Genomic DNA, 12,274 nt, shown 5'->3' on the forward strand with positions numbered 1-12,274 from the left:
TGCCAACGACACGCGCTTTCTCGTCGTAACAGGCAAACAACCGATGTGTCGCTCAATATACGTTTTATGTACTTTTTCGCGCGAAGGGGCACCCTGTGACGCAGAGCCCCGCCACCCCGCTGCCCTCCCCCAAGCGGCGCCGGCGCCTGCGCGAGGCCGCCGGGCTGACCCAGGCTCAGGTCGCGGACCGGGTGGGTGTCAGCCGCGAGACGGTCCGCTCCTGGGAGAGCGGGCGCACCACTCCACACGGCCGCGAGCGGGAGGCGTACGCCGAACTGCTGGCCGAACAGGAGATCGAGCAGGCGTCCCGGCGCGGCCCCGAGACCGTGCCCGCACACGCCCGGCCCGGGACGCCCGTACAGCGGTCCCAGCTCGTCCTCGTGCCCGCCGGCGCCGACGCACTCCCCGCAACGGACCCCGGTGGATCGACGGAGACAGCGCCGTCCACACCCTCACCGGGCACCCCGGACCCGGCCGACGCCCCCGCGGGGACCGGGCCGGACGCTCCTCAGAAGACCGAACCGAGGTCCCGGGCAGAGCCCCTGACGCCCACTCAGGCCTTCGACATGCTCTACGAGTTCTGCGCGCCCGCCCTCGTACGGCAGACGTATCTGCTGACCGGGCGGCGCGAGCTGGCGCGGGAGTCCGTGGAGCGGGCCTTCCAACTGGCCTGGCAGCGCTGGCCGGAGGTGGCCGTCGACCGGGACCCGGCCGGCTGGGTGCGGGCGACGGCGTACGAGTACGCGCTCTCCCCCTGGCTCCGGCTGCGGCTGCGCCACCGGCGTCCGGAGCCGCCGCCCGCCGACGCGGCCGACCGCGCCCTGCTCGCCGCCATCCTGAAGCTGCCGCCGGTCCACCGGCGCACCCTGGTGCTGTACGACGGTGTCGGGCTCGACCTGCCCGACACCGCGGCCGAGACGGAGGCGAGCACGCCGGCGACCGCGAACAGGCTGCTGCACGCACGCGAGGCCCTCGCAGCGCGCATGCCGGAACTCTCCGCCCCCGAGGAACTGCACCGCCGCCTCGCCGCGCTGGCGGGCTCGGAGCGGCTGCACGCGCCCGGTGCCAAGGCGGTGCGCAGCGGCAGCGAGCGCCGCGCCCGCAGCTGGACCCGCGCGGCCATCGCCGTCACGACACTCCTCGTCAGCGCCACGACGCTGACGCTGGCCACCGCCCCGGACCACTACGAGCCCCCGCTGTCCCCGGGCACGACCGTGCGCGGGGTACCGCCGCGCGCCGCTCCCGGCACCCTCTCCGAGGACGAACTAGATCTGCGCTCCAAGCTCAGGTCGGAGACGGAGAACGGTCCGGGAAGGCTCGTCCCGGAGGGCAGGTGACGACAGCCCGGCGCGCGGCCGCGAACACCGAGTGGGGAGGTCAGCCCGCGAGGATCTCGCGCGCCAGCTTCGCCGTCTCGGTCGGCGTCTTGCCGACCTTGACGCCGGCGGCCTCGAGGGCCTCCTTCTTCGCGGCGGCCGTGCCGGAGGAGCCGGAGACGATGGCGCCGGCGTGGCCCATCGTCTTGCCCTCGGGCGCGGTGAAGCCCGCGACGTAGCCGACGACCGGCTTGGAGACGTTGGCCTTGATGAAGTCGGCCGCACGCTCCTCGGCGTCGCCGCCGATCTCACCGATCATCACGATCAGGTCGGTGTCGGGGTCGGCCTCGAACGCGGCGAGCGCGTCGATGTGCGTCGTACCGATGACCGGGTCGCCACCGATGCCGACGGCGGACGAGAAGCCGATGTCACGCAGCTCGTACATCATCTGGTACGTCAGCGTGCCGGACTTCGAGACCAGACCGATGCGGCCCGGCTTCGTGATGTCGCCCGGGATGATGCCGGCGTTGGACTGGCCCGGCGTGATGAGGCCGGGGCAGTTCGGGCCGATGATGCGGGTCTTGTTGCCCTTGGCCTTCGCATACGCCCAGAAGGCGGCGGAGTCGTGGACCGCGATGCCCTCGGTGATGACGACCGCGAGGGGGATCTCCGCGTCGATCGCCTCGACGACGGCGGCCTTGGCGAAGGCCGGCGGCACGAAGAGGACGGACACGTTGGCGCCGGTCTTCTCCATCGCCTCGGCGACCGTGCCGAAGACCGGGATCTCGGTGCCGTCGATGTCGACGGACGTGCCGGCCTTGCGCGGGTTCACGCCGCCGACGATGTTCGTGCCGTCGGCCAGCATGAGCTTGGTGTGCTTCATGCCCGTGGCACCGGTCATGCCCTGGACGATGACCTTGCTGTCCTTGTTGAGGAAGATAGCCATGGTGGTCTGGTCCTCTATCCCTTACTTCGCGGCCGCGAGCTCGGCGGCCTTGTCGGCCGCGCCGTCCATGGTGTCCACGCGCTGGACCAGCGGGTGGTTGGCGTCCGACAGGATCTTGCGACCCAGCTCCGCGTTGTTGCCGTCGAGACGGACGACCAGCGGCTTGGTGACTTCCTCGCCCTTGTCGGCGAGCAGCTGCAGCGCCTGGACGATGCCGTTGGCGACCTCGTCGCACGCGGTGATGCCGCCGAAGACGTTGACGAACACGGACTTGACGTCCGGGTCGCCGAGGATGATCTCCAGGCCGTTCGCCATGACCTGCGCGGAGGCGCCGCCGCCGATGTCGAGGAAGTTGGCGGGCTTCACGCCGCCGTGGGCCTCACCGGCGTACGCGACGACGTCGAGGGTCGACATGACCAGACCCGCGCCGTTGCCGATGATGCCGACCTCACCGTCGAGCTTGACGTAGTTGAGGTTCTTGGCCTTGGCCGCGGCCTCGAGCGGGTCGGCCGCGTCCTTGTCCTCGAGCGCCTCGTGCTCCGGCTGGCGGAACTCGGCGTTGGCGTCCAGGGACACCTTGCCGTCGAGGGCCAGGATGTCGCCGGAGGCGACCTTGGCCAGCGGGTTCACCTCGACGAGGAGCGCGTCCTCGGCGACGAAGGTGTCCCAGAGGGTCACGAGGACCTCGGCGACCTTCTCGGCGACCTCGGCCGGGAACTTGGCCTGGGCGACGATCTCGCGGGCCTTCTCGATCGAGACGCCCTCGTTGGAGTCGACCGGGACCTTCGCGAGGGCCTCGGGGGTCTTCTCCGCGACCTCCTCGATGTCCATGCCGCCCTGCACCGAGGCCATGGCCAGGAAGGTGCGGTTGGTGCGGTCGAGGAGGTACGAGACGTAGTACTCCTCGAGGATCTCGGGGGCCGTCTCGGCGATCATCACCTTGTGGACCGTGTGGCCCTTGATGTCCATCCCGAGGATGTCCGTCGCCCGGGCGACGGCCTCGTCCGGGGTGGCGGCCAGCTTCACGCCACCGGCCTTGCCGCGGCCTCCCACCTTCACCTGGGCCTTGACGACGGACTTGCCGCCAAGACGCTCGGTCGCCTCGCGGGCTGCCTCAGGCGTGTCAATGACTTCACCGGCCAGCACCGGTACACCGTGCTTGGCGAAGAGGTCCCTCGCCTGGTACTCGAACAGGTCCACGCGCGTCCGTCCCTATCAGTGATCTCGCGGTTCGTTGTCTGCGTGGGCGTGCCGCGAAGGGCAACGTGACGTCCGCTGTCACAAGGGTGGCGCACACGGTGTCCGAGCGCGCGGCATGTCCGTCCCGCAGGTTATCGCCGCACGCCGTGGGTCCCTAAATCGCAGATCACACCTGAGCGGTGATACCTGTCACAGATCCCCTCGAAAGCGGGACCTCACCGGGCTGGGGTTGGCCCGGTGAGGTCCCTGGGAGGGGTCTCCACCGGATGTGGAGGCCCCGGCCTCTCGACGGTGCCGAGAGGCCCGGCTCGCAGGTCCCCACCCCAATGGGGACCGTGCGGGCCTGGCCGCGGGGGTCTCGGTGGACGGACCGACGGTTTTCGGCCGTCCGGGGCTTTACGCCCCCGCGGAGTCGGTGGGACGCCTGACGACGGCCCTGCCCCGGCGTTCTGCCACGGGGCGGGCGTCGCTGTCGGACATGGCGCTCCGGGTTCGGTTCGGCCCGGCGCGGCCTCTTGCGGGACCGGCGTGCCGAGGCGTCCGAAGACGTCCTGGGCGTCTTGGGGTGTCCCGCGGAGGGCTCGGCGCGGGGCTCGTAGCCCCGTACGGGTACGGGTACGGAGGGACGCCCGGACGACGGGCAGGTCCGTTCCGTCCCCGCGCGGTCGGCCGCCGCGGAGAGAGGTGCCGCCCTAGCCGGGGAACTCGCGGATGTCCCGGTGCCTGTCCCGGGTTCCGGCCGCCGTGGCGGTCGCGGCGACGCCGGGCACGAGCCGCAGCGGGGCCCGGTGGTCCGGGGTGACGGCGGCGTGCGGGTCGCCGTGGCGCGGCGCACCGCTGTCGGCCGCCGACCGGTCGGCCAGTGCGTCGGCCGGATCGCCGCCGGGAGCCTGATGCGAGGGCCGCGTCTGCGCGGTCCGCACGCCGACGGCGTGCGGGTGCTGCCGGTGCTGCCCGGGCGCGTCCTCGGCCGCCGCCCCGGTCCACGCGGGACTCGGCCCGTACGCGAGGCCCGGCCCGGCGTTCGCGGTGCCGGCTCCGTGCCCCGTCGTGTCCTGCCGGGGCGTGGCGGTGGTGTCCGGCTCCTGCGGGGAGGCGGGGGCCGGCAGGACCTGGCCCGCGCTCGGCAACCCGGGCGACTCCGACTCCGGTGACTCCGGCGTCTCGGGGCCCCCGGGTACCGACGGCAGAGGGGGCACGGACGGGAGAGAGGGCACGGAGGGGAGGGAGGGGAGGGAGGGGAGGGGCGGCTGCTGCGCGGGCAGCTCCGGGAGCTGCACCGGAACCTCGCCCAGCCCCTCGACGGCCGTCCCGACCACGGTCCCCACGAGGTCACCCACGGGCCGCACGACGTGAGTCACGGGCCGCACGGTCTGCGTGACCGGTCGCACGGTCTGCGTGACCGGCCGCACCGCGGTGTCGGTGACACGGCGCACCGCCGTGTCGGTGACAGGGCGCAGGACGTGGTCCGTGACGGGGCGTACGAGTGCGTCCGTCTCGGGGCGTGCACGTACGTCGGTCGCGTGGCGTGCACGTACGTCGGTCGCGTGGTGCGCGAGCGGGTCGGTCGCGGGGCGGAGGCCCCTGTCCGTGACCGTGGGTCCGGGCTGGCCGATGGGTGCCGAGGGCCCAGGCCGACCGGCGGTCGCGGAGGGCGACGTCCCGGGCCCGGTGCGTGCGGCGTCGGGCTGCGGGGGGCCGGTCCAGGGGCCGGCGCCCGGGACTCCCGGGGCCGGGAGGGAGGTGGCCGCCCCGGAGTGCGCGCCCTGGTCCGAGCGCCCGGCCGCCTCCCCCAGCACGCTCCTGACGGCGTGTTCGACCCGGCTCCCGGCCGACTCGGCGCCCTCACGCAGGGACTCGACCGTTCCGTGGACCGGCCGTACGACACCCACGGGGGCCGGCGAGGCCGCGTCCGCCGCCTGCGCCTGCTGCCCGCCGAGCGCCCCCAGCGCGAACAACCCGCTCACCAGCAGGCCCAGTTGCAGCGCACGCCGCCCGGCCACCGTGCGCATCACGCGCAGAGCGGCACCGGGGAAGGGCGGTGCGACTGACAGGGCCAAGACGGCGAGCGCTCCCGTGCGGCGGAACTGGGCAGAATCCGGCGGCACTGTGCACGACATGAAGCACACACCACTGAATTCGAAGAAGGTGCCGATACTCGCACGGGACTGCGGAGGTTGCGCAAGCCCCCTGTTACCGATGGGTATACATGACCGGTATCAGGCTCTCCTCACGTGTTGTCCGGTATCGGCAACGGCCGTTTCTCGATCGCCGCCGCCATCACGTCGGGGAACAGGTCGGGCGTGCAGGCGAACGCCGGTGCTCCGAGGGCCGCGAGCGCCGCAGCGTGCTCCCGGTCGTACGCGGGCGCCCCCTCGTCGGACAGCGCCAGCAGCGTCACGAACTGCACCCCCGACGCCTTCATCGCCGCGACCCGCTTCAGCATCTCGTCCCGTATGCCTCCCTCGTAGAGGTCGCTGATCAGCACGACCACCGTGTCCGCCGGCCGGGTGATCTGCGACTGGCAGTACGCCAGCGCCCTGTTGATGTCCGTACCACCGCCGAGCTGGGTGCCGAAGAGGACGTCCACCGGGTCGTCGAGCTGGTCGGTGAGGTCGACGACGGCTGTGTCGAACACGACGAGCCGGGTGGCGATGGACCGCATGGACGCGAGGACGGCCCCGAACACGGACGCGTAGACGACGGACGCCGCCATCGACCCCGACTGGTCGATGCAGAGGACGACCTCCTTCTTCACGGACTGGGACGCCCGCCCGTAGCCGATCAGCCGCTCGGGCACGATCGTGCGGTACTCGGGCAGGTAGTGCTTGAGGTTGGCCGCGATGGTGCGGTTCCAGTCGATGTCGTGGTGGCGGGGCCTGCTGATCCGGGCGCTGCGGTCGAGCGCGCCGCTGAGCGTGGCCCGGGTGCGGGTGGCGAGCCGCTTCTCCAGATCCTCGACGACCTTGCGTACGACGGCTCTCGCCGTCTCCTTCGTCGTCTCGGGCATGGCCTTGTTCAGCGAGAGCAGGGTGCCCACGAGGTGGACGTCGGCCTCCACCGCCTCCAGCATCTCCGGTTCGAGGAGCAGCGTGGCCAGCCCGAGCCGGTCGATGGCGTCCCGCTGCATGACCTGGACGACGGAGGAGGGGAAGTACGTCCGGATGTCCCCGAGCCAGCGCGCGACGGACGGCGCCGACGCTCCGAGTCCCGCGCCGCGCTCCCGTCCCGACCGCGCGCTGTCCCCCTTCCCGTACAGCGCGGCGAGCGCTTGGTCCATCGCCGCGTCCTGACCGGTGAGCGTGCAGCCGGTGCCGTCCGCGGCGTCCCCTCCCAGGACGAGCCGCCACCGGCGCAGCCGTTCGTCGGCGCCGGCCCCCGTGCCGACTCCGGAACGTCCGCCCGCCTCCGCACCGTTCGTCACTCCCGCGGCCATCAGGCCACCCCCCTGACGTCGTCGTCATCGCCGCCGGAGCCACCGGTGTCGATCGAGCCGCCGGTGCCCGAGGAACCGTCGGAGCCACGGGAACCGTCGGTGCCCGGCGGACCGTCGGTGCCCGGCGGACCGTCGGTGCCCGGCGGACCGTCGGCTTCCCCGAAGCCCAGCAGCAGGCGCAGCACCGGCAGTACGGCGTCCGCGCGCTCCGCGTCGAGGCCGGCCGCGAACCCGGGTACCGCCGACGCGGTCGCCAAGACCCGCGCCCCCGGTCCTGGCCCGCGCCGCACCAGTTCGCCGAGCGTCCGGCGCACGCCGGTCTCGTACGCCGAGAACGTGCGTCGCAGCAGCGGCAGTACGTCCGTGAACGCGTCGGCCGGCACCCCCGTCAGCCACGCGTCCACCAGCCCCAGGAGCCGTTCGTCGTGCACGAGCAGCATTCCGCCGCCCGAGCCGCCGCCGACGAACCCCTCGATCCACGCCGCCGCGTCGCCCGGCGCCGTCCCCGGGGACAGCACGAGCCCCATGAGCCGGGCGGCCTCGTCCTGCTCCAGCTCCCCACCGTCCAGCAGCAGCCGGACGGCGCGCCCCCGGATCACCCCCGGCACGGCGTCCCGCCCCGACAGCACCCGCAGGACCGAGTGCCAGCGGTCCCGGACGAGGCCCTGGTCCCGCGTCCCTCCCGGTTCCGCCGCCTCGCGCGCCGCGGCCTGTGCCTCCGCCAGCAGCCCCACGGCTCCCTGGACCGCGTCCACATGGCGCCGCATCTCCTCGGCGGCGTCGGTGTCCAGGGCCGCGCAGGCCGGCGGCAGCCCGACGAAGACGCGCTCGGCGAGGCCCGCCGCGACCTCGGTCAGGGCCTGGGTGCCCGTGCCGCGCACATCGCCGTAGCGCAGGGAACGGACCAGGGCGGGGAGTGCCTGGGCCAGATGACCGACGTCCGCGTCGAGGGCGGCGCGGTCGGCGAGGACGCGCATCACCACGGGCAGCGCGTCCGGCAGCTCGGCGAGCAGGCAACGCTCGGCGAGTGCCGTGACGTCGGCCAGGGAGCCCGCGGCGACGGCGTCCGACGCAGCCCTGGCGGTCGCCGCGGACAGGACGGTCGTGCCCCACCCCCCGGCCTCGGCCACCCGCACGGACAGCTCCGGCTCCCACCGCAGCCGCCAGGTCTCCCGGAAGGTGCCCGTACTCCCCCGCGACACGGCGGGCTCGCCCCAGCGGACGCCGAGGAGCCGCAGCCGGTGCAGCAGCCGGCTGCGCGCGGCGTCGGTCTCCTTCCGCAGGTCGAGCTCCAACTCCCGCTCCAGCGGCTCCGGCTTGATCCGCAGCCGCCGCTGGAGCCGGGTGAGGTCGCGCTGCAGCGGCACCGCGGGCGCGGATTCCGGCACCTCCCCGAGGACGTCCCCGACGACCAGGCGGTCGTGCACGAGCGCGAGCGGCACGTCCGAGCCCTCGCACATCACGGCGCGCACGGCGTCGGTGGTCTCGGTCAGCCCCGGCAGCGGGCGGCCACGCATCGCGGCGAGCGTGTCCGCCAGGCGCACGGCCTCGATCACGTGCGCGGAGGACACCATGCGGTCCTCGTCGCGCAGCAGTCCGGCCACCTTCGTCATCCAGCGCTCGACCGGGCGGTCCCGGACGCGGAAGAGGTGCCCGTACCAGCCGGGCGAGTCGATGCCCGCCCCGTACCCACCGGCCCGGGACAGCCGGCGGTGCGTCCACGGCACCCACGTCATGTCGGCCTTGACCTTGGGCAGCCCCTTCAGCAGGGCGCGGTCGGCCGTGACGGTGTGCTTCTCACGCAGGGCCGGCACGTGCCACGCCCCGCACACCACGGCCACGTCGTCCCCGAACTCCCGCTGCGCGGACCGCAGCTGGAGTCTCATGTGCGCCTCCCGCACCGGGTCCCGGTCGTGACCGCCGATCCCGTACGCCTCGCGCAGTGCGGTCATGGCCTCGGCCAGCACGGCGAAGGGCGCGTACACGTCGGTTCCGGCTCCGGCCCGGTGCTCGACCACGTCCTCCCACCAACGCTCGGGGTCGTCGTAGCCGGCGGTCTCCGCGAGCACGGCCAGGGGGTCGACGCGCAGGGCGTCGGTGCCGGACCCGGCCTCGGCCTCGGCCTCGGCAGCCGCGTCGTCCGGCTCCGTGTCCTGCCTCCCCCACGCCAGCGTGTGTGCCGCCGGGAGGTCGATGAAACGGGCCGGGACCCCGTGCTCCACGGCCCAGCGGATCGCCACCCACTCCGGTGAGAACTCGGCGAGCGGCCAGAACGCCGACCGTCCGGGCTCGTCCACGGCGTGGGCGAGGAGCGCGACGGGCGGCCGCAGGTCCGCGTAGGCGGCGAACGGGATCAGCGCGTCGGCCTCCGGCGGCCCCTCGATCAGCACCGTCCGGGGCCGGGCCTCGTCCAGCACGGCCCGTACCGCCCGCGCCGACCCCGGCCCGTGATGCCGCACCCCCAGCAGCAGCGGCCCCCGCCCCCGGCCCGAGAGCCCACCACCTCGCGCCCCCGCCGGCCCGCCGCCCCGCGAGCCCGCCGGCCCGCCTCCGTCTCCGTCTCCGTCTCCTGCGGAGGCACCTGCCTCCGGGACCACGGAGGCCATCGCGTCCGGCGCCACGGAGGCACCCGCTCCCGCCGTGGCGCCCGCGTCCGGCTCGTCCTCCCCCGCCCCCCTCGGCGGCCCGCCCGGCACGCTCACGCGCTCACCTCCCGGCACGCCCGGTAGAAGTCCTTCCAGCCGTCCCGCTCACGGACGACCGCTTCCAGGTACTCCTGCCAGATGACCCGGTCGGCGGCCGGATCGCGGACGACGGCACCGAGGATGCCGGCGGCCACGTCGCTCGGGCGCAGGACGCCGTCGCCGAAGTGGGCGGCGAGGGCCAGGCCGTTGGTGACGACGGAGATCGCCTCGGCGGTGGACAGCGTGCCGCTCGGGGACTTCAGCTTCGTCCGCCCGTCGGCCGTGACGCCGTCGCGCAGCTCACGGAAGACCGTGACGACGCGGCGGATCTCGTCGACGCCCTCGGGCGCGGCCGGCAGGTCGAGGGAGCGGCCGATCTGGTCGACGCGCCGCGAGACGATGTCGACCTCGGCGTCGGCGCTCTCGGGCAGCGGCAGCACCACCGTGTTGAAACGGCGGCGCAGCGCGCTGGACAGCTCGTTCACCCCGCGGTCCCGGTCGTTGGCCGTGGCGATCAGGTTGAAGCCGCGGACGGCCTGCACCTCCTGCCCCAGCTCCGGTATCGGCAGGATCTTCTCCGACAGGATCGTGATCAGCGTGTCCTGGACGTCGGCCGGGATCCGGGTCAGCTCCTCGACACGGGCCGTCATGCCCTCGGCCATGGCCCGCATGACGGGGCTCGGCACCAGTGCGTCGCGGCTGGGGCCGTGCGCGAGCAGCTGCGCGTAGTTCCAGCCGTAGCGGATGGCTTCTTCCGGGGTCCCCGCCGTGCCCTGGACGAGCAGCGTCGAGTCGCCGCTGACGGCCGCGGCGAGATGCTCGGACACCCACGTCTTGGCGGTGCCGGGCACGCCGAGCAGGAGCAGGGCCCGGTCGGTGGCGAGCGTGGTGACGGCGACCTCGACGATGCGGCGCGGGCCCACGTACTTGGGTGTGACGACCGTGCCGTCCGGCAGGGTGCCGCCCAGCAGATACGTCGCGACGGCCCACGGTGACATCCGCCAGCGGGCCGGCCGCGGCCGGTCGTCCTGCGCGGCCAGCGCGGCGAGTTCGGCGGCGAAGGCGGTCTCGGCATGCGGCCGCAGCACCTCGCCCGCCTCCTCCGCGGGCCGCCCCGGGAGCTTTCCCGCGGGCGGATTGATGGACGACGGGTCAACGGACACGGACATGGCTCGGTCCCCCTCCAGCTCGGCCGGTTCGATCTGGCTCCACCGTGCACCACGCCACTGACAATGCGCTCTGACCTGCGCGGATACCCTCGCCTGGATCGATTGTCAGTGGCGGGATCTACCGTCGTTGTCATGACTCAGCAGGGGGTGCGCTGGACGGCGGATCAGGTGCTGGCACTGGCGCCTGACGTCGCGTCACGCAAGGCGGGGAGCAGGCTCGGGACGGCCGGACCGTGGTCGGAGGCGGGCAGGTCGGGCGAGGGGGCGGTGTGGGGACTGTGCAAGGGCAGTGGCAGCAGGCCGTATCAGACGGTCGTCGACCTCGCGGACTCCACCGGGCCCGCGTACAGATGCAGTTGCCCGAGCCGGAAGTTCCCGTGCAAGCACGCGCTGGGGCTGCTGCTGCTCCGGGCGGCCGAGGACGGCGCGGTGCCGCCGGGGCAGGCACCGGACTGGGCGGAGCAGTGGCTGGAGGGAAGGAGGAGGCGCGCGGACGAGAAGCGGGCGGAGCGGACGTCCGGTCCCCCGGCCACGGGGGATCCGGATGCGGCGCGGCGCCGGGCGGAGCGCCGGGCCGAGCGGATCACCGCGGGGGCGGCGGAACTGGAGCAGCGGCTGACCGATCTGCTGCGCGGCGGCCTGGCCCGGACCGAGCAGGCGGGGTACGGGATGTGGGAGGAGACGGCGGCCCGCATGGTCGACGCGCAGGCGCCCGGGCTGGCGGCGCGGGTGCGGGAGTTGGGGGCGATCCCGGCGTCCGGCCCGGGGTGGCCGGTGCGGCTGCTGGAGGAGTGCGCGCTGCTCCATCTGCTGGACCAGGGGTGGTTGCGCCGGGAGCGGCTGCCGGACGGCCTTGCGGCCACGGTCCGTTCCCGGGTGGGGCTGCCGGGCTCCGCCGACGGCCCGCCGGTGCGGGACCACTGGCTGGTCCTCGCCCAGTACGACACGGCTGACAGCACCCTCACCACGCGCCGCATCTGGCTGCACGGCGCCGGGTCCGGCCGCACCGCGCTGCTCCTCTCCTACGGGCCGGCGGGCCGCGCACCCGAGCTGGCGCTGCCGGTGGGACTGGCCTTCGAGGCGGAGCTCTCGGCGTACGCGGGTGACGGCCGGCTGCGGGCGGCGCTGGGCGAGCAGTTCACGGCCCCCGCGCCCACGGACCTACGCCCGCCCGGCATGACCACGCCCGAGGCCACCGCCCGTTACGGCGAGGCCCTGCGGTCCGACCCCTGGCTGGACTCCTGCCCGGTGACGCTGAGCCGGGTCGTACCGACCCCGGCCGGCGATTCCTGGCAACTGGCCGACGCGGAGGGCGATCTGGCGCTGCCGGTGGCCCCGTCCGCCGTTTCCCGCCCGGGGCTGTGGCGCCTGGCCGCGCTCTCCGGCGGCGCACCGGTCACCGTCTTCGGCGAGTGCGGCCACCGCGGCTTCACGCCCCTGACCGCCTGGCCCGAGGGCCGGGGAGAGGCGGTACCCCTGTGCTGACGACGTATCTCTCCCCGTCCGCCGTGACGGACCGGCCG

At 74.0% G+C, this 12,274-nt stretch carries 8 protein-coding genes; 2 read left to right on the forward strand and 6 right to left on the reverse strand.

The window, feature by feature from the left end; translation table 11 throughout:
• Nucleotides 1-95: 95 nt before the first annotated feature.
• The gene (locus tag AC0ZLC_RS26725) at nucleotides 96-1,337 is read left to right on the forward strand and encodes a helix-turn-helix domain-containing protein (RefSeq protein ID WP_476754504.1); all 1,242 of its coding nucleotides are present in this window, start codon (nucleotides 96-98) and stop codon (nucleotides 1,335-1,337) included.
• Between the two features lie 40 nt (nucleotides 1,338-1,377).
• Here the strand turns inward: AC0ZLC_RS26725 and sucD are convergent, their stop codons facing one another.
• From sucD to AC0ZLC_RS26755, 6 genes are all read right to left on the reverse strand, one after another.
• Nucleotides 1,378-2,262: a succinate--CoA ligase subunit alpha gene (gene sucD / locus AC0ZLC_RS26730; protein WP_355794457.1), complete on the reverse strand. Its 885-nt coding sequence runs from the start codon at nucleotides 2,260-2,262 to the stop codon at nucleotides 1,378-1,380.
• A gap of 21 nt (nucleotides 2,263-2,283) precedes the next feature.
• Nucleotides 2,284-3,462, reverse strand: coding sequence for an ADP-forming succinate--CoA ligase subunit beta (sucC, locus tag AC0ZLC_RS26735; protein WP_121405576.1), 1,179 nt, complete (start codon nucleotides 3,460-3,462; stop codon nucleotides 2,284-2,286).
• A gap of 692 nt (nucleotides 3,463-4,154) precedes the next feature.
• Complete coding sequence (locus AC0ZLC_RS26740; RefSeq protein ID WP_476754505.1) at nucleotides 4,155-5,522, reverse strand: DNA polymerase III subunit gamma/tau domain-containing protein; 1,368 nt, start codon at nucleotides 5,520-5,522, stop codon at nucleotides 4,155-4,157.
• A gap of 170 nt (nucleotides 5,523-5,692) precedes the next feature.
• On the reverse strand, nucleotides 5,693-6,898 hold the full coding sequence (locus AC0ZLC_RS26745) for a VWA domain-containing protein (RefSeq protein ID WP_476754506.1): 1,206 nt from the start codon (nucleotides 6,896-6,898) through the stop codon (nucleotides 5,693-5,695).
• The gene (locus AC0ZLC_RS26750) at nucleotides 6,898-9,504 is read right to left on the reverse strand and encodes a DUF5682 family protein (RefSeq protein ID WP_476754530.1); all 2,607 of its coding nucleotides are present in this window, start codon (nucleotides 9,502-9,504) and stop codon (nucleotides 6,898-6,900) included. Before AC0ZLC_RS26750 ends, AC0ZLC_RS26745 begins: the two co-directional genes overlap by 1 nt.
• Before the next feature lie 92 nt (nucleotides 9,505-9,596).
• Entirely contained in the window at nucleotides 9,597-10,751 is a 1,155-nt protein-coding gene (locus AC0ZLC_RS26755) for an ATP-binding protein (RefSeq protein WP_476754507.1), read from the reverse strand.
• Between the two features lie 132 nt (nucleotides 10,752-10,883).
• On the opposite strand from AC0ZLC_RS26755, the gene AC0ZLC_RS26760 reads away from it, so the two are divergent.
• On the forward strand, nucleotides 10,884-12,236 hold the full coding sequence (locus AC0ZLC_RS26760) for an SWIM zinc finger family protein (protein WP_476754508.1): 1,353 nt from the start codon (nucleotides 10,884-10,886) through the stop codon (nucleotides 12,234-12,236).
• Nucleotides 12,237-12,274 lie beyond the last annotated feature (38 nt).

The sequence above is a fragment of the Streptomyces sp. GLSS-08 genome, assembly GCF_056387915.1.